Genomic DNA, 17646 nt, shown 5'->3' on the forward strand with positions numbered 1-17646 from the left:
ATTGCCGGGCACAATGGACGCCCATTTGTCCAGAACCGGCTGGCGCTTTACCGTCGCTGAATGACTCCTTCGTGGACGTTCGCTGTCGACCGTGACGAGCTGACCCGCACCACCGTCGCACACGGGCCCGAGGTCCGGGCGCGCGACGGTGAGGCGGTGCTGCGCGTCGACCGGGTCGGGATGACCGCCAACAACGTGACCTATGCCGTGCTCGGTGAGTCGTTCCGGTACTGGCGGTTCTTCCCGCCCGACGGTCGCGGGCTCGAGGCCGGTTGGGGGCTCGTGCCACTCTGGGGGTTCGCCGAGGTGGTCGCGTCGACCGTCGCCGGTGTCGAGGTGGGCCAGCGGGTCTACGGGTACCTGCCGCCGGCCAGCCATCTCGTGGTGCGGCCCGAGCGGGTCGACGGCACGGGGTTCCGGGACGGCAGCCCGCACCGGGCCGACCTGCCCTCGGCCTACAACGCCTACCGGCTCACCACCGGTGACCCGGCCTACCGGGTCGACGAGGAAGACCTGCTCGTGCTCTTCCGGCCGCTGTTCTTCACCTCGTTCATGCTCGCCGACCAGGTCGTCGACAACGGGTTCTACGGCGCGGCGGCGGTGGTGCTCTCCTCGGCGTCCAGCAAGACCGCGTACGCCGCCGCGTTCGAGTTGCGGGGGCGGGGCGCCCGGGTCGTCGGGCTCACCTCGCCCGGCAACGTCGCGTACACCGCGTCGCTCGGCTGCTATGACGACGTGCTCTCGTACGCCCAGGTCGAGACCCTCACCCCCGTCCCGACCGCCTATCTCGACCTGTCCGGCGCGCCCGCGACCCGGGCCGCGTTGCGCGAGCACCTCGGCGACCACCTGGTCCGGGACATCGCGGTCGGGCTGACGTACCAGATTCCCAACATCGAGGCCGCGGGCGAGTTCTTCTTCGCACCGGTGGGCATGCGCGAGCGCGCCGCCGACTGGGGGCGCGACGAGCTCGACCGCCGGTTCAGCGTGGCCTGGCGCCGGTTCGTCGACGCGCTCGGCGACCGGGTCGACATCCAGGTCGGGCACGGCCCGGAGGCCCTGCGCACCGCCTGGCTGGCCGCGGTCGCCGGGCGGATGCCCGCCCGGGTCGGCCAGATCCTCCGGCTATGACTCGGCGAGTGCCTCCGTCCGGGTCACGCCCGCCAATCTGTTCAAATCACCCCAAAACCCGCCCGGTGAAGGCGGCCAGGTTGGCCATCGCCCGGTCGATGCGCTCCTCGAGGCTCAGCGTCTCCTCGCGCCGCACCAGCCGCAGCTTCGGCTGCCGCTTGCCGCGCAGGTAGAGCGAACAGGCCAGGTCGGCGCAGAGGTACTGCCCGACGGTGTTGCCGCTGCGCCCGGCCGGACCCGCAAGCGGCGCGACGAACAGGGCCACCCCGGATGCCGCGTGGTCGGTCAGGCAGACCTGGCACATGCTCGACCGTGACATGCCGGTGCTGCGGCGCACCTCGGGCCGGCGCAGCACGACACCGGTCGGGCCGGTCGGACCCGGCACGACCAGCAGGGCCCGCAGCGGCGCCGCGGGGTCGGTCCAGCCGAGAAAGTCCAGGTCGGCCCAGGGCACGCCGCCGTCGGCGAAGCCCACGGGCAGCCGGATCCGGCCCGCCTCGCCCTTGCTGCAGTTGACGAACGAGTCCCGGATGGCGGCTTCGGTCAGGGGTTCCACGTCGGCGAAACTAACCGCCGGGAGCCCCCGGGTCACCTGGATTTACCGGTCGGCGACCTGCACCTGGCTCTGGGCCAGCGACCGGCGGTGCCAGACCGGCACCGGCATCGTCTCCGCCACGTCGAGCATGTTCTGGTCCCGCACGACGGTGAACCCGTGCCGGGCCAGCAGGTCGGCCATCGCGCTGGGCGTCCAGGTCGAGCGCCACGGCTCCCGGGTGAACATGCTGGACCGGCCGGTCGACCGGGCCAGCGCGCGGCCGACCAGGAAACCCAGTTTGAGGAACGGCACGGGAAGCTGGAAGTTGACGATCAGCCGGCTGCCCGGAGCCGAGCAGGCGGCCACCGCGCCGACCGTGGCCTCGACCTCGGCGGGTGTGAGGTAGGGCACCACGCCCTCCCAGATCCAGGTCGTGGGCCGGTCACCGGCGTGCCCGGCGGCGGCCAACTCCGCGCTCAGGTCGTCGGTGCGGAAGTCCACCGGGACGAAGGCCGGGGGAGGACCGGTCAGCGCGGCGGCGCGGGCCCGCTTGTCGGCCTGCGAGGCGGGCTGGTCCACCTCGAACACGGCGGCGTCGGCCAACTCCGGCATCCGCCAGGCGCGCCCGTCGAGGCCGGCGCCGAGGATCACGACCTGCGGGCCGGGCCGTTCCCGCAGGGCGTCGTCGATGGCGACCGTGCGCGGCACCATCAGCTCGGTGATCGCCTTGACCGTCTCGAAGTCGATCCGGGCCCGCCACTCCTTCGGCGTCCGCCCGTCGCGCACCCAGCGCACGGGCATGCGCTCGTCCTCGCGCAGCAGCGGCAGGGCGGTCGGGTCGGCGAACCGCTCCGGCGCGACGAGACCGTGCGCCGCGGCGCGCCCCTGGCACACCAGCACGGCGGTGCGGCTCGCGTGCGCGGTCTCGACCATCACTTTGACGGTAGCGCGGTGATCCGCAAACGCCAGTCACACACCCCGGACACCGGCACCACCGCGGCGTCGCCCGGTCCGGCGAGCGCCAGGTCCCAGGCCCGGCCCAGCATGGGCTCGACGCCGATGCTCCGGTACGGGCCGTGCGCCGGCCAGCCGCGCAGGTTCCGCCAGAGCGCGGTGGACACCGGCTGCCCGGGCGCGTCGAGCGCGAACGTGAGCCGCTCGCCGTCCACCGCCGTCACCTGTGGACAGTCGACCAGGATCGCGCCGGTCGCGGTGCCGTCGTCCGGCCCGAGGTCGGCGAGCGGCGTGGGCCACTGCGCGTCCGGGCCGTCGTCGACCCGGGTCCGCGTGCCGGGCGGCGCCGCCAGCACCGCCGCGGGGGAGAGGTCGAGCAGCGCGTGCGCGGCCCAGAGGAACCGCCAGCCGGGCTCGGCCCGTAAGGAGTAGGTGACCACCAGCGCGCCCTCGGTGGCGGCGAAGGTGCGGCGCAGCACATAGCCGGATCCCGCGACCTCGGCGGTGTCCGGGTCGAGCGCGGTCCACGCCCGCGACCACGCATCGCCGTGGTCCGGCTCGCCGCGGATCGTCGGCAGGCACTCCTCGAGCCCGCCGGCGTCGACGAACGCCGCGCCGGGCTCCACCGCGGACCGGGCGGGGTCGTCCCGGCGCCAGAGCCATTCCCGGCCCGCCGCCCGCAGCGACGTCCACCGACCGCCGTGCGCGGGGTCGGCGGTGACCGTCACCATTCGGCGAACGACCCGTCCTCGTGCCGCCAGACCGGGTTGCGCCAGGCGTGCCCGGCCGCGTCGGCCGCCCGGACGGCCTGCTCGTCGATCGTGATGCCGAGGCCGGGCGCGTCCCACCGGGCGATGTGGCCGTCGACGATCCGCAGCGGCCCGGGGTCGGCCACGTAGTCGAGCAGGTCCGCGCCGCCGCGGTGGTAGTGGATGCCCATGCTCTGTTCCTGGATGAGGAAGTTGGGCGTGGCGAAGGCGACCTGCAGGCTGGCCGCGAGCGCGATCGGGCCGAGCGGGCAGTGCGGTGCGAACAGCGCGCCGTACGTCTCGGCGAGCGAGGCGATCCGGCGCACCTCGGAGATGCCGCCCGCGTGCGAGAGGTCCGGCTGCACCACGCTGACCCCCGCCTGCAGCGCGGGCAGGAAGCCGGCCCGGTCGTAGATGCGCTCGCCGGTGGCCACCGGGATCGTGGTGCCGCGCACCAGGTCGCCGAGCAGGTGGATCTGCTCCGGGACCAGCGGCTCCTCGACGAGCAGCGGCCGCAGCGGCGCGACCGCCGGCAGGATCATCCGCGCCGCCGGCAGGCTGGCCCGGCCGTGCAGGTCGATCGCCAGGTCGCGGTCGTCACCGAGCGCCGACCTGGCCGCCGCCACCCGCGCCACGATCGCGTCGAGCTCGGCCGGGGTCGGCACCGGGGAGAGCCGGCCGCTGGCGTTCATCTTCACCGCGGTCATCCCGGCCGCCACGTGCTCCGCCACCGCGTCGGTGAGCTCGCCGGGCTCGTCGCCACCGATCCACGCGTACACCCTGGCCTTCTCCCGGACCGCGCCACCGAGCAGGGCGTGCACGGGTGCGCCGTACGCCTGCCCGGCGATGTCCCACAACGCCTGGTCGAGGCCCGCGATGGCGCTGGAGAGCACCGGACCGCCCCGGTAGAAGCCGCCCTTGGTCAGCACCTGCCAGTGCTGCTCGATCCGCAGCGGGTCCTCGCCGAGCAGGTACTCGCTGAGCACCTCGACCGCGGCGCGGACCACCTCGGCGCGGCCCTCGACCACCGGCTCGCCCCAACCCACCAGCCCTTCGTCGGTGGCGACGCGGCAGAACAGCCAGCGCGGTGCGACGAGGAAGGTCTCAATCTTGTCGATCTTCACGCGGGGTTCTCTCCAGCCTGGCCACGTCTTCGATGGCCTGGTCGAGCAGCTTGCGCATGGCGCGCGCGGCCTGTGCGGGGTTGTGTCGCCGGATCCCGTCGACCACTGCTTTGTGGCTGGGCACCGGATCGGTGGGTCCGTCGGCGCCGTGCACCATCCGGTCGCGTTCGGCCAGACCCGTCTCGATCACCACCTCCATGCGCTGGATCAGCTCGTTGTGGGTGGCGGCGAGCAGGGCGCGGTGGAAGGCGAGGTCGGCGGCGACCGCGGCGAGCGGGTCGGCGCCGGCGGCGGCCATGTCCTCGAGCGCCGCGTCCAGTGCCGCGAGGTCCTCCTCGGTGGCCCGCGCGGCGGCCAGGCTGGCGGCGCCGGGCTCGACGATGCTGCGCAGCTCGTGCAGGTCGTCGAAGAGCCCGGGCCGGTGGGCGCGGGCGAACTGCCAGCGCAGCACGTCGGCGTCGAGCAGGCTCCAGGCCGCCCGCGGGCGCACGAAGGTGCCGCGCTTGGGCCGGGCGTCGACCATGCCCTTGGCGGCGAGCACCCGCAGCGCCTCGCGCAGCACGGTGAGACTGACGTCGAACTCGGACTGCAACGCGGTCAGGTCGAGGATGGCGCCCTCGGAGAGCTGCCCGGTGACGATCCGCTGTGCGAGGAGCTCAACCGTCTGGCCGTGCACGCCGCGCGCCGTGTACTGCTGCATGCTGTCGTCTCTCCCTGATTCACGCGGACGCTTTGGTGGCGGTCCAGCCGCCGTCGACCACGAGGCTGGCGCCGGTCACGTAGGCCGCGTCGGGAGAGGCCAGGAACGCCACGGCGGCGGCCACCTCCTCGGGCGTGCCGAACCGCTTGGCCACCGTCTCGGCCACGCTGCGCGCGCGGTCGTCCTCGGATACCCAGTCCCATGCGGCGGTCATGATCGGTCCAGGTAGGACGGTGTTGACCCGCAGCGCCGGACCATACTCGACCGCGAGCTGCCTGGCCAGCGCGACAAGCCCGCCCTTGGCGGCCGCGTAGGCGGGACGGCCGGGGAGCCCGACCAGCGCGTGCACCGACGAGACCACGACCACGCTGCCCTCGTGGGCGCGCAGGTCGGGCAGCAGCGACCTGACGCCGAGGAAGGTGCCGGTGAGGGTGACCGCGATCTGGCGGTCCCAGGAGCTCAGGCTGGTCTGGTCGGCAGGTGCGACATCCACTGTGTACGCGTTGCTGACCAGCACGCCGACGGGGCCGAACTCGTCACGCGCGGTAGCCGCGACCCGGGCCCAGTCGCCCTCGTCACCAGCGTCGGCCAGCACTGCCTTCGCACGGCCGCCGGCGGCCGTGATCCGGGCGGCCACGGCGTCGGCCGGCCGCACGTCGGCGAGCACGACGGCGGCACCGTCGGCCGCCAGCCGGACCGCGCAAGCAGCGCCGATGCCCCCGGCCGCACCCGTGACAACAGCGGTGCGACCTGCGAAGCTACCCGCCATGCGGCGCCCTCCCGGATCACGATGTCTTCATTAATTACGAAGATATGTTGACAGGCCATCCACCGTGATGCAACCTCTTGGAAACACGACCTCCGGCTCTCCCGTCTGTGGTGCGCCGACCGAAGGTCCAGGCGCTTTTGGCTAGTTCAGGAGGCTTCGCATGGTTTCCGTTCCCCTCAGTCGCCGCGGGTTCCTCGCCGGGATCGGCGGTGTCGGTATGGCCTCGCTCCTCGGCGCATGCGCTACCGGGAGTGACGACAGCTCCGGCGCCGCCGCCTCCGCGACGCTGACCCTGCAGTCGTCGCTTTCCGACCCTGACCCCAAGGCCGCCCTCACGAAGGTTGTCGAGGGATACAGCAAGACCCCGGTCACGCTCAACACGATCGCGATCGAGACCTTCCGGGCGCAGCTGCCCACCTACCTCAACTCGGGCAACCCGCCGGACGTGCTGACCTGGTACGCCGGCTCGGTGGCCCGCGACTACGCCAGCAAGGGCTTCCTGCTCGACGTCTCCGACCTGTGGACCGGCAACGGCGCCTGCGCCGGCTTCTCCGACGCGCTCAAGGAGCTGTCCACCGCGGACGGCAAGCAGATCTTCGTGCCGACCAACTACTACTGGTGGGGCGTCTTCTACCGGAAGTCCGCGTTCCAGGAGTGGGGCGTCCAGGTGCCGACGACCTGGGACGAGTTCATCCAGGTCTGCAAGACGATCAAGAGCAAGGGCGTCGCGCCGATCTCGATGGGCACCGGCTCGACCCCGTGGGTCGCCTCCGGCTGGTTCGACTACCTCAACCTGCGGATCAACGGCGCCGAGTTCCACCGCGACCTGCTGGCGGGCAAGCACGCGTTCGACGGCCCCGAGGTCAAGACCGTGATGGACCACTACCGCCAGCTGGTCGAGTACATCGACCCCAAGGGCCGGTCCTACTCGTGGCAGGACGCGGTCACCCCGCTGACCGCCAAGAAGGCCGGCATGTACCTGATCGGCGCGTTCATCACCTCCGGCGTCCCGAGCGACGCCGTCGACGACCTCGACTTCTTCCGCGTGCCGATCATCGACCCGAGCGTGCCGGTGGCCGAGGAGGCTCCGACGGACGGCTACTTCGCCAGCGCGAAGTCGAAGAACCCCGAAGGCGCCAAGGAGCTGCTCTCCTACCTGGCCTCCGCGCCGGCCCAGCAGCAGTTCATCCAGCTCGCCAAGTCGTCCAACCTGCCGACGTCGCAGCAGGTCGACACGAGCACCTTCGCGCCGCTGGTGCAGAAGGGCATCAAGCTGCTCAACGAGAGCAAGGCGATCACCCAGTTCTTCAACCGGGACTCCAGCGACGAGCTGCAGACCACCGCCGACACCGCGCTGACCAAGTTCCTGGACAAGCCCGGCGACGTCAACAAGATCCTGGCTGAGTGGCAGGCTTCCGCGAAGAAGGTCCTCGGATCGTGACCGCGGTCTCAGCACCACCTCGGCGACGGCGCGCGGGACTGCGCGCCGTACCCAAGGTGGTCTGGTTCTTCCTGTTGATCCCGGCCGTGGTCGAGGTCGGCATGGTGTTCTGGCCGGCGGTCAACAGCTTCTACCTGTCGTTGACCGAGTGGAACGGGCTTGGCGCCGCCAAGCCCGTCGGGCTCGACAACTTCAAGAACCTGTTCGCCGACGACATCTTCCGCGGCGCGCTGTGGAACAACGTCATCTGGGCGATCGGCTTCGGTGGTCTCTCCGTGCTGGGCGGGTTGGCGCTCGCGGTGGCGCTCAACCGGCCCCGCCGGGGCGTCGGGCTCTACCGCAGCGGCATCTACCTGCCGATGGTGTTCTCGCTCGCGGTGACCGGCCTGTTCTGGCGCGTGCAGTACCAGCCGGACGGCACGATCAACACGCTGCTCGGCGCGGTCGGCCTGGAGAGCGTCGAGAAGCAGTGGCTCGCCAACCCCGACACCGCGCTCTACGCGGTGCTGATCGCCGCCGTCTGGCGCCAGGTCGGCTACGTGATGGTGCTCTACCTGGCCGGGCTGAAGAGCACCGACCCGACGCTCGACGACGCGGCCGCGACGGACGGTGCCGGCGCCTGGCAGCGGTTCCGCTACGTCACCTGGCCGCAGCTGCGCGGCGTCAACACCGTGGTCTTCGCGGTCACCGTGATCGACTCGCTGCGCACGTTCGACATCGTGTGGGCGATGACCCAGGGCGGGCCGTACCACTCGTCCGAGCTGCTCAGCACCTACATGTTCCAGCAGGGCTTCACGTTCCTGAACCTCGGCTACGCGTCGGCGATCGCTGTCGTGATCTTCGCGCTCGCGCTGATCTTCATCATCACGTACCTGGTCCGGGCCACGAAGGAGGAGGTCGCCTGATGTCCACCGCGACCCTGACCCCGGCACCCCCGAAGACGGCCAAGGCGGCGGCCTCGTCGAAGAAGCGCCGCCGCGGCTGGGTGTTCCACGCGGTGATGGCGCCGCTCACCCTGCTCTGGGTGGCGCCGATGGTGTTCGTGCTGGTGCTGGCGTTCCGCTCGTTCGACGACATCGCCGCCAACGGCACGGCCGCCTGGCCCGTCTCGTTCGGCCTCGACGGTTTCCGTGAGGCGCTCGGCCGCGGCACGATGGGCCGGGCGTTGTGGACCAGCGTGCAGGTGACCGTGCCGGCCGTGGTGCTCAGCCTGCTGCTCGCGTCGTGGGCGGCGTACGCGCTGTCCCGGTTCCACATCCCCGGCCGGCGCGCGATCCTGCTGACGATGCTGGCCGGCAACCTGCTGCCGCCGCAGATCCTGCTGATCCCGGTGTCGCGGGTGATGGAGTCGCTGGGCATCTACGACACGCTGTACGCGCTCGTCGCGATCCACGTCGGCTTCGGGCTCGGCTTCTACACGTTCGTGCTGCACGGCTTCATGCGCTCGATCCCCGAGGAGCTGACCGAGGCGGCCCGGATCGACGGCGCCGGCGTGGTGCAGATCTACGCGCGGATCATCATGCCGCTGTGCCGGCCGTCGCTGGCCGCGCTCGGCGCGCTCGCCACGACCTGGATCTTCAACGACCTGATCTGGGCCATCACCGTGCTGCGCACCGAGGCCAAGCTGCCGGTCACCGCCGCGCTGCTCAACCTGCAGGGCGGCTACGTCAGCAACTGGAACGTGGTAGCCGCCGCGTCGGTGATCGCGGCCGTGCCCACGGCCATCGTGTTCTTCGCCTTCCAGCGGCACTTCGTCTCGGGACTGTTGATGGGATCGAGTAAATGAACAAGCCGATGACCATCTCGCTGTGGGACTTCACCTGGTACACCCGCACCGGCCCGGGCGAGCCGTTCGCCGACCTCGGCGAGGCGTTCCGGCAGGCGGTCGAGCGGGGCTACGACACGGTGCGGATCTGCGCGATGCCGTACCTCCTCTTCGGTTCGGGGCTGGACACCTCGGCCCTGCGGTTCACCGGGTTGGGTGGCGAGTTCGCCCAACGGACCCGGTGGTACGACGTGCCGGACGGGCCGCCGCTCAACGGGCGGGCGCACCTGTTGGAGCTGTTCCGCCAGGCCAAGGCGCACGACTGCCGGATCATCGTGTCGAGCTGGGAATACCAGCAGAGCCCGTCGTTCGGCGTCGACGACGCGTGGCACCGGGCGATGCAGGCCGTGCCCCGGGCCGAGCGGACGATCGCGCTGGCGGACGCGCACGCCGCGCTCGTCGACTTCGTGCGCGCCGAAGGGCTCGACGACGTGATCGCGTACGTCGAGCTGCACAACGAGGTGCAATACAGCGGGCTGCACGCGGGCGAGGGCGTGGTCGGGCTGCGCGACGCCATGGAACGGGGAATCGACCGGTTCAAGGAGCGGCAACCGACCGTGCCCGTGACGGTCAACTACGCCCGGGTGCCGGTGGGCGAGATGCGCGGGCTGCCGCGCAACATGGACGTCGCGGTCTTCCATCCGTACGTGTACGGCGTGCTCGGCCAGCTCTACGACGAGTTCGCGCTGCGGGACACCACGCGGCCGTTCCCGCAGGAGCGGGCCTTCGCCGAGCTGCTGCGCGACGGGGCGCCGAAGCTCGAGGACTGGCGCCCGCCGGACTCGTGGAAGAGCGCGGCGACGATCGTGCCCCAGCGCGAGATCTACGTGCACGACTGGTGCAACCCTGACAAGTGGGACCGCTGGCTCTACGACCGCTACGGCGCGCACCGGCTGGCGATGCGGGAGACCATGGAGACCTGGCTGGCCGTGGCGGCCGACCATGCCGCGGCCCGAGGCATTCCGCTGGTCTTCGGTGAGGGCTGGGTCGGCTACACGCCGCTGCACGCCAACTTCGAGGAAGGGCCCGTCGGCGCGGAGATCTGCGCGCACGCCATGCGCACGGCCCGCGACCTCGGCGCCTGGGGCTCGGTCGTCTGCTCCAACGCCGCGCCGCACCATCCGATGTGGCAGGACGTCGCCCTGCAGCGCCGGCTGAACGACGAGTTCCGGGAGAACCGCTGACGATGTGGACGATCGCCGGTGCCAGCACCGAGTACGCCGTTGCCGCCACCGGCGACCGCATTGACCTGGTCGCGTGGGGTCCGCACGGGGTCGGCGACGGGCCTTCCCCGTTCGCGGTCCACGGCAAGGTGCAGTACATGCTGCCGGGCGACGTGGCCGCGGTCGAGTACGCCCCGGACGGGCTGCGCCCCTTCCTCGGCGCCGACCTGGCCGTCGCGGGGCACGCGCTGACCTGGCGGCTCGACTCGGTGCTGGAGACGGACGGGCTCGCGGCGACGTTCGCCGACGAGGTGAGCGGCCTGCGGGTGGCGCTGCGCTGGCGGTTCGCGCCCGGCACCGACGTGGTCGAGCGGTGGGCCGTGGTGCACAACGACGGGCCGTCGCCGGTGACGCTGACCAGGCTGGGCTCGGCCGGCTTCTGCGTGCCGACGCCCGGCGGCGCGGAGCTGTCCTACCTGTGTGGACAGTGGGCCGAGGAGTTCACGCCCGCCTCGACGCGGCTGACCCGGGGCCGGTTCGAGATCGGCAGCGCCCAGGGCGTGACCGGGCACCAGTTCGCGCCCTACCTCGCCGTCGACAACGGCGACGCCGTCTACGGGGTGGAACTGGCCTGGACCGGGTCGTGGCAGATCACCGCGGACGCCGACGCCGCCGGGCTGACCCGGGTGCGGGTCGGTCGTTCGTTGGACGGCGCGCCGGTCACGCTGGCGCCGGGGGAGTCCGTGACCACGCCGGTGGCGGCCGGCGCCTACAGCGCCGACGGGCTGGACGGGCTCGCCCGGCAGTGGCACGCCTACCAGCGCGGGCTGGCCGGCGACCGGCTCGCGCGTACACCCAAGGTCATTTACAACTCGTGGGAGGCCACCACCTTCGACGTCACCGCGGACGGGCAGTTGGCGCTGGCCGACATCGCGGCGTCGCTGGGCGTCGAGACGTTCGTCGTCGACGACGGCTGGTTCGTCGGGCGCGACGACGACCACGGTGGCCTCGGCGACTGGACACCGGACCCGGCCAAGTTCCCGGACGGCTTCGGCGCGTTCGTGTCCGCGGTGCGGGCGCGGGGGCTCGAGTTCGGGCTGTGGGTCGAGCCGGAGATGGTCAACCCCAGGTCCGCGTTGTACGCCGCCCACCCGGACTGGGTCTACCAGGCGGACGGGCGGCCGCTGACCACGATCCGCAACCAGTACCTGCTCGACCTCGGCCGGCGCGAGGTCTTCGAGTTCGTCAGGTCCACCTTGGACTCGCTGCTCGGCTCGTACCCCATCGCGTACCTCAAATGGGACTTCAACCGCCCCCGCACCGAAGCCGACCGCTCGGTGGCCGACCTCGACGGCGCCCACGTGCGCAACCTCTACCGGGTCCTCGACCACCTGCGCGCCGCCCACCCGGCGGTGACGATCGAAGGCTGCGCGGCCGGCGGCGCCCGGGTCGACCTGGCGATGGGCGCGCGCACCGACGTCCTGTGGCCGAGCGACAACACCGCGCCGCTGGACCGCCTGCGCATCCAGCACGGCTTCCTGTCGGCCTTCGCGCCGCACCTGATGAGCTCGTGGGTGACGGACGCGAACGGGATGTTCGACGAGCGCTCCCGCTCGCTGGCCTTCCGCTTCGTGCTGGCCAGCGCGGGCGTGCTTGGCATCGGCGCGGACATCACGAAGTGGACCGCGGAGCAGCGCGCGGAGGCGGCTTCGTGGGTCGCCCGCTACAAGGAGGTCCGCGACGTCGTCACGGGCGGCGTGGTCCACCGCATCGGCGGCCCGGGCCAGTCGCGGTGCGCGGTGCAGTACACGCTCGGCGACCGGGTGGTCGTGCTCGCCTGGAACGCCGGTGGCCTCGACGGCCTCGACCGCGTCCCGGCCCGCGACATCCGCCTGCCGCTGCGCGACCTCGACCCGACGGCGCGCTACCAGGCAGGCGACGCGGTGTACTCCGGCGCTCACCTGATGTCGGTCGGCCTGCCGGTGCGCTGGACCCACACCCACGACGCCGACCTGGTCGTGCTAGAGCTGTTGGGGTGACGACGACACAGGAGTTGCTGGTCCTGCACGACCGGCAGGTGCGGGGCACCATCGCGGAGCGGTTGCCGAAGTCCTGGAACGCCGTGTGGGACGGGCCGGTGCTGCACGCCGAGACCCCGCACCGCGGGCTGGCGTTCGCCCAGGACCTCGACGGCGTCAGCGTCGCCGAGTTGGACGCGCTGATCGGGCGCCTGCGCGACTGGTCCGCCGCGCGCGATGCCGCGGTCGAGTGGAAGACCTACGGACACGACCGGCCGGACCTCACCGAGCGGCTGCGGCTGGCCGGTTTCGTGCCGGAGGACCGGGAGACCGTGGTGATCGGGCTCGCGGCCGAGCTGACCGACGCCGGCTCGGACCCCGGCGGCGTGACGATCCGGTCCACCACCGACATCGCCGACCTGCGCCGGATCGCGGCCATGGAGTCCGAGGTGTGGGGCCAGGACTGGTCGTTCCTGGCCGACGACCTCCGCGACCGGATCGCGTCGACGCCCGACGACATCGTCGTCTTCGTCGCCGAGGCCGGGGGCGAGGTGGTGTCGGCCGCCTGGATGCCCATCTTCCCCGGCACGGAGTTCGCGGGGCTGTGGGGCGGCTCGACGCTGGCGGCCTGGCGGCGCAAGGGCATCTACCGCGCGCTGGTCGCCCACCGGGCCCGCGTCGCGGCGGCGCGCGGCGTCCGCTACCTGATGGTCGACGCGTCCGACGACAGCCGGCCGATCCTCGAGCGGCTCGGCCTACGCGCGGTCACCACCACGACGCCCTGGGTGTGGACGCCGAAAATCGTTTGACGGCACCGATAATCTGATCCTCCGTACCTCGAGTCGAGGGGGGCACCGCCTTCACTCGACACTCGGGAGTACCGATGCGCCGGGCGCCTGCCCTCTCCTTCCTGCTCATCACCGTCTTCATCGACATGCTCGGCCTGGGCATCGTCGTGCCGGTCGTGCCCGCGCTGATGCTCGACCTCACCGGTCGGGCGGCCGACGCCGCCACCTGGTCCGGCGTGCTCGGATCCACCTTCGGCCTGCTGCAGTTCGTGACGGCGCCGCTGCTGGGCCGCCTCGCCGACCGGTACGGCCGCCGGCCCGTGCTGCTCACCGCCCTCGCCGGCCTCGGCGTCGACTGGCTCGCGCACGCCCTCACGCCCACCGTCACCTGGCTGGTCGTCTTCCACGCCCTCGCCGGCGCGTTCGCCGGCACCGCCACCGTCGTCAACGCCTACGTCGCCGACGTCACCCCGCCCGATCGGCGGGCCGGCGCCTTCGCGCTCGTCGGGTCGGCGTTCGGGCTCGGGTTCGTCGCCGGCCCGCTGCTCGGTGGCGCGCTCGGGTCCGTCGACCCCCGGCTGCCGTTCTACGCCGCCGCCCTCCTCGCCTTCGCGAACGTCGCCTACGGCTGGCGCGTCCTGCCCGAGTCCCGGCCCGGTGACCGCACGACGGCGCTGACGCTGCGCACGGCGAACCCGTTCGGCGCCATCGGCGCGGTGCTGCGCCGGCCCGTGCTCGGCCGGCTGCTGGTCGCCCGGTTCTGCGCCGACGTCGCGCGGATGACCCACCAGGCGATCTGGACGTTCTTCGTCACGCACCAGTTCGCCTGGGGTACGGCGCACGTCGGCGTCACCATGTCCGCGGGCGCGCTGGCCGGTGCCGTCTTCCAGGCCAGGGCCGTCGGGCCGATCGTGCGGCGGCTCGGCGACCGGCGGGCCGCCGTCCTCGGCAGCCTGTGCGGCGCGGTCGCGCTGGGCGCCACCGCGTTCGCGACCAGCCCCGCGGTGATCTACCTGCTCCAGGCCGTCGGCGTGCTCGGCGGCATCGGCGTGGCCGCGGCGCAGTCGTGGCTCTCCCAGGCCACGGGTGCCGACGAGCAGGGCGCGGTCAACGGCGCGGTGACCGGTGTCGCCGCCGTCGCCGAGACCGGCGTGCCGGTGCTGGCGGGCGCGGTGTTCGCCTGGTCGCTGGCCTACTCCGCGCCCGGCGCGGTGTTCGTGGTCGCCGCCGCCTTCGCGGCCGTCTCGACCCTGCTGCTCACAACGTCCGCGCGACGGTGAGCGCGTCGTCGACCGCGGCCGGGATGTCGGTCACCGGGAAGATCGTGTGCCGGACCACCCGGTCGCGGTCGGCGACCAGCACCAGCCGCTTGAGGCGTTGCTGCTGGGCGATCCGCACCGTCGGCAGGCGCAGCGCCGCCGCCAGAGCCAGGTCCACATCGGACAGCAGCGGGAACGGGATGCCCTCCTCGGCCGCGAACGCCGCCTGCTCCTCCGGGCGTTGGGTGCTCACGCCGTGCACCGCCACACCGGCGGCGGCGAAATCGGGCAGGCGGTCGCGGAACAGCCGGTTCTCCAGCGTGCAGCCGATCGTGCCGGCGATGCCGCCCCAACCGGCCGGGTGCGGGTTGGGCCGGCCCGTGGCCGGATAGGCGAACAGCACCGTCGGCGTCTCCGCGAGCACGTCGCGCGGTCCGGTCGCCGACGGCAGCGACACCGGCGGCACGGCGGTGCCGACCAGCGCCCGCACCCGGTCACCCTCCGGCCCGGCAGGTGGCGCGGTCGCGGTCAGCGTGCCGTCGCCGAGCAGCCACCGGTCCGCCCAGTCCTGCATGCCGACCAGCACCGGCAGGAACGCCTCGCCGCGCGGGGTCAGGCGGTACTCGTACCGCGGTGGCCGGTCCTGATAGCGCGACCGCTCCAACACGCCGTGCTCGACCAGGTGGGCGAGGCGCTCGGTGAGCACCCGCCGGGACACCGCCAGCTCCGCCACCAGCCCGTCGAAGCGGTGCTGGCCGCGCGCGACCTCGCGGAGCACGAGCAGGTTCCACCAGTCGCCCATCACCGCGGCGGCCTGCGCGACGCCGCACGCCGCGTCGACCTCGCGTACCCGAGGGGTCACGGCATCCTCCTAAGCCTCGGCCCTGTACATCCTGCGCCCCAGCCACTAAGTTCCCACGTGAAACCGAGTTAGTTCCAAAATAAAACTAACGGAGGAACCGTGGCCACCGCCGTACCGACGCTCCGGCGCAACTGGCTGGTCACCATGCGGGCCTACCAGTGGACGTACTTCGTGGGCACGCTGGCCACGGGCATCCTCACGGTGGGCCTGGCCTACCTGGCCTACCACGCCATCGGGGGCGGCCGGGCCGGCGGCGGCTTCGCGACCGCCGCCGGCACGGCGGACTACCTCGGCTACGTGACGGTGGGCGCCGCCGCCTCGATGTTCACGGTCCGCATGGTGCTCTGGGTCGCCAAGGCGCAGATCACGGAGCAGCGCGAAGGCACCCTGGAGAGCCAGGTGCTCGCGCCCGCCCGGCGCCTGCCGTACCTCGTCGGGGTCGGTCTCCAAGCCCTGACCACCACGGTGGTCGAGGTCGTCGTGATGCTGGCTTTCGCGATCATGATCGGCGTACGCCTTCCGGCGCCGGACCCGGTCACCCTGTTCGCCGCGTTCGTGGCCGCCAGCGTCGCGGTCTTCGGCATCTCCGTGCCGCTGAGCGCCATCATGATCACCGCGGGCGAAGCGCACATCACCCAGAACACGTTGTTCGTGGGCATGGGCCTCGTCTGCGGGTTCACGTTCCCGCCGGCATACCTGCCCGACCCGCTGCGCTGGCTCGGCGAGGCGCTGCCGGTCACGTCGGCGCTGCGGGCGCTGCGGGCGGCGACGCTCGACCACCCGCCGCTCTCGGCCGCCGCGCCGGACCTCCTGCTCTGCCTGGCCCTGGGCCTGGCCTACCTGATCGTCGGGCTCCGGCTGCTCGGGCCCGCGGAACGCGTCGCCATCCAACGTGGAGGATCAGCGTGATCGTCACGCGCGAGCTGCGCAAGACCTATCCGGCGAAGCGGACGCTGTTCCGGCGGTCCGGCATCTCGACCCGCGCGGTCGACGGCCTGTCGCTGTCGATCCCGCCGGGCGCGGTGACCGGCCTGCTCGGGCTCAACGGCGCCGGCAAGACCACCACCATCAAGATTCTCGCGACTCTGCTCCGGCCGTCCGGTGGATCGGTCACCGTGGACGGCCTCGACGTGGTCGCCAACGCCCGCGCGGTCCGGCGGCGGATCAACCTGATCGCCGGGGGAGAGCGCATGGTGTACGCGCGGCTGACCGGCCGGGAGAACCTCTGGTACTTCGGCCAGCTCTACGACGTGCCGCGCGCGGTGCTGCGGTCGCGGATCGACGAGCTGCTGGAGCTGGTCGGGTTGCGGGACGCCGCCGACACGCTCGTGGAGCGCTACTCGCGCGGCATGCGCCAGCGGCTCAGCATCGCGCGCGGCCTGATCAACCAGCCCGCGTACCTCCTGCTCGACGAGCCCACCCTCGGCCTGGACGCACCGATCGCCCGGGACCTGCGCGCCGTCGTGGCGCGCCTGGCCCGCGACGGCGTCGGCGTCCTGCTCACCTCGCACTACCTGGCCGAGGTCGAGGAGCTTTGCGGGCACGTGTACGTGATCGACCGCGGCCGCCTGGTCGCCGAGGGCAGCCCGACGGCGCTGACCGCCGGCACGCGCCTGCCCCACACGGTGGAGCTGACCCTGGCGGAGGCGGCGCCCGCGGTCTCCGTCGCCGTCAGCGCGCTCGGTGCCGAGGTCGAAAGCGGGATCGACGCGGACGGCCGGCCGACGTACGTCCTGCGCAGCCCCGACGACCTGGCCGGCGAGCTGGCCACGGCGGTGGTCCGGGCCGGCGGCGCGATCGTGCGGCTGGAGGTCAACCCGCCGACGCTGGAGGACGCGATCCTGGCGATGTCGTCGCGCGCTCCCGTGGCCGCGCGATGAGGGCGGCGCTGCGGGTCTTCGCCGCCGAGGGTCTCAAGCAGCACCGCCGGATCTTCGGCAGCAAGCTCGTCGTCTTCTCCATGCTGCTCTGGCCGGTGCTGACGCTGGCGACCACGTACTACACGGTGCTGCCGGTCACCTCGGCGCCCGGTGCGGCGCAGCGGTGGCCGCTGGTCGCGGAACCCGGTCGCCTGCTGGCGTTCCTGGCGGCGGGCGCGCTCGCGTACACCTTCTTCTTCTCGCTCGTGCAGTCCGCCTGGCACTTCTCCTGGGAGCGGGTAAGCGGGACGCTCGAGGCGATGTTCCTGACGCCGGCCAGCCGGATGGCCCTGGTGCTGGCCAACGGCTCCAGCGCGCTGGTGCAGAACTCGTCGAGCACCGTCACGCTGCGCCGGCCCGGGTCCAGGGTCAGCGGGCCGACGCTGCGCGGGCGCTCGGCGGCCGCCGCGAC

At 72.5% G+C, this 17646-nt stretch carries 17 protein-coding genes and 1 pseudogene; 11 read left to right on the forward strand and 7 right to left on the reverse strand.

The features are described 5' to 3' along the window. Positions 1 to 60: 60 nt before the first annotated feature. Complete coding sequence (locus AB0H87_RS11250; RefSeq protein WP_360142775.1) at positions 61 to 1128, forward strand: DUF2855 family protein; 1068 nt, start codon at positions 61 to 63, stop codon at positions 1126 to 1128. A 46-nt stretch (positions 1129 to 1174) separates the two neighbouring features. Here AB0H87_RS11250 and AB0H87_RS11255 read toward each other — a convergent pair whose 3' ends face one another. From AB0H87_RS11255 to AB0H87_RS11280, 6 genes are read right to left on the reverse strand one after another with little or no spacing between them, the layout of a single operon-like run. After that, entirely contained in the window at positions 1175 to 1684 is a 510-nt protein-coding gene (locus tag AB0H87_RS11255; RefSeq protein ID WP_360142777.1) for an FBP domain-containing protein, read from the reverse strand. 42 nt (positions 1685 to 1726) lie between these two features. Beyond that, entirely contained in the window at positions 1727 to 2596 is an 870-nt protein-coding gene (locus AB0H87_RS11260) for a class I SAM-dependent methyltransferase (protein WP_360142779.1), read from the reverse strand. Next, entirely contained in the window at positions 2596 to 3348 is a 753-nt protein-coding gene (locus AB0H87_RS11265; protein WP_360142781.1) for a hypothetical protein, read from the reverse strand. Before AB0H87_RS11265 ends, AB0H87_RS11260 begins: the two co-directional genes overlap by 1 nt. Beyond that, positions 3342 to 4490: a galactonate dehydratase gene (gene dgoD, locus AB0H87_RS11270; protein WP_360142783.1), complete on the reverse strand. Its 1149-nt coding sequence runs from the start codon at positions 4488 to 4490 to the stop codon at positions 3342 to 3344. Before dgoD ends, AB0H87_RS11265 begins: the two co-directional genes overlap by 7 nt. Further along, entirely contained in the window at positions 4471 to 5190 is a 720-nt protein-coding gene (locus tag AB0H87_RS11275) for a FadR/GntR family transcriptional regulator (RefSeq protein ID WP_360142785.1), read from the reverse strand. The genes dgoD and AB0H87_RS11275 overlap by 20 nt, the downstream gene beginning before the upstream one ends. Before the next feature lie 19 nt (positions 5191 to 5209). After that, on the reverse strand, positions 5210 to 5959 hold the full coding sequence (locus AB0H87_RS11280) for an SDR family oxidoreductase (RefSeq protein ID WP_360142787.1): 750 nt from the start codon (positions 5957 to 5959) through the stop codon (positions 5210 to 5212). 160 nt (positions 5960 to 6119) lie between these two features. Between AB0H87_RS11280 and AB0H87_RS11285 the strand changes: the two genes are divergently transcribed. From AB0H87_RS11285 to AB0H87_RS11315, 7 genes are all read left to right on the forward strand, one after another. Further along, entirely contained in the window at positions 6120 to 7400 is a 1281-nt protein-coding gene (locus AB0H87_RS11285; protein WP_360142789.1) for an ABC transporter substrate-binding protein, read from the forward strand. Then, positions 7397 to 8305 carry a sugar ABC transporter permease gene (locus AB0H87_RS11290; protein WP_360142791.1) on the forward strand — a complete coding sequence of 303 codons (909 nt, stop codon included), beginning with the start codon at positions 7397 to 7399 and terminating at the stop codon, positions 8303 to 8305. The genes AB0H87_RS11285 and AB0H87_RS11290 overlap by 4 nt, the downstream gene beginning before the upstream one ends. After that, positions 8305 to 9186, forward strand: coding sequence for a carbohydrate ABC transporter permease (locus AB0H87_RS11295; RefSeq protein WP_360142793.1), 882 nt, complete (start codon positions 8305 to 8307; stop codon positions 9184 to 9186). Before AB0H87_RS11290 ends, AB0H87_RS11295 begins: the two co-directional genes overlap by 1 nt. Continuing rightward, the gene (locus AB0H87_RS11300) at positions 9183 to 10409 is read left to right on the forward strand and encodes a cellulase-like family protein (RefSeq protein ID WP_360142795.1); all 1227 of its coding nucleotides are present in this window, start codon (positions 9183 to 9185) and stop codon (positions 10407 to 10409) included. The genes AB0H87_RS11295 and AB0H87_RS11300 overlap by 4 nt, the downstream gene beginning before the upstream one ends. Positions 10410 to 10411: 2 nt before the next feature. Beyond that, positions 10412 to 12427 carry an alpha-galactosidase gene (locus AB0H87_RS11305; protein ID WP_360142797.1) on the forward strand — a complete coding sequence of 672 codons (2016 nt, stop codon included), beginning with the start codon at positions 10412 to 10414 and terminating at the stop codon, positions 12425 to 12427. Beyond that, positions 12424 to 13215, forward strand: a complete 792-nt coding sequence (locus AB0H87_RS11310; protein WP_360142799.1) for a GNAT family N-acetyltransferase — start codon at positions 12424 to 12426, stop codon at positions 13213 to 13215. The genes AB0H87_RS11305 and AB0H87_RS11310 overlap by 4 nt, the downstream gene beginning before the upstream one ends. Positions 13216 to 13289: 74 nt before the next feature. Further along, a complete protein-coding gene (locus AB0H87_RS11315; protein ID WP_360142801.1) occupies positions 13290 to 14474 on the forward strand; it encodes an MFS transporter in 1185 nt (394 codons plus the stop codon). On the opposite strand, the gene AB0H87_RS11320 is transcribed toward AB0H87_RS11315, so the two are convergent. Further along, entirely contained in the window at positions 14452 to 15315 is an 864-nt protein-coding gene (locus tag AB0H87_RS11320; protein WP_360142803.1) for a winged helix-turn-helix transcriptional regulator, read from the reverse strand. The two genes, AB0H87_RS11315 and AB0H87_RS11320, sit on opposite strands and share 23 nt — an antisense overlap. Before the next feature lie 99 nt (positions 15316 to 15414). On the opposite strand from AB0H87_RS11320, the gene AB0H87_RS11325 reads away from it, so the two are divergent. The 3 genes and pseudogenes from AB0H87_RS11325 to AB0H87_RS11335 all read left to right on the forward strand — a co-directional run. After that, complete coding sequence (locus AB0H87_RS11325) at positions 15415 to 16224, forward strand: ABC transporter permease (RefSeq protein WP_360142805.1); 810 nt, start codon at positions 15415 to 15417, stop codon at positions 16222 to 16224. Continuing rightward, complete coding sequence (locus tag AB0H87_RS11330; protein WP_360142807.1) at positions 16221 to 17195, forward strand: ABC transporter ATP-binding protein; 975 nt, start codon at positions 16221 to 16223, stop codon at positions 17193 to 17195. Before AB0H87_RS11325 ends, AB0H87_RS11330 begins: the two co-directional genes overlap by 4 nt. Next, a pseudogene (locus AB0H87_RS11335) lies at positions 17192 to 17646 on the forward strand (hypothetical protein); the annotation flags it as partial. The gene AB0H87_RS11330 and the pseudogene AB0H87_RS11335, both read left to right, overlap by 4 nt.

The sequence above is a fragment of the Asanoa sp. NPDC050611 genome (assembly GCF_040654855.1).
In the GTDB taxonomy this organism is placed as follows: domain Bacteria; phylum Actinomycetota; class Actinomycetes; order Mycobacteriales; family Micromonosporaceae; genus Asanoa.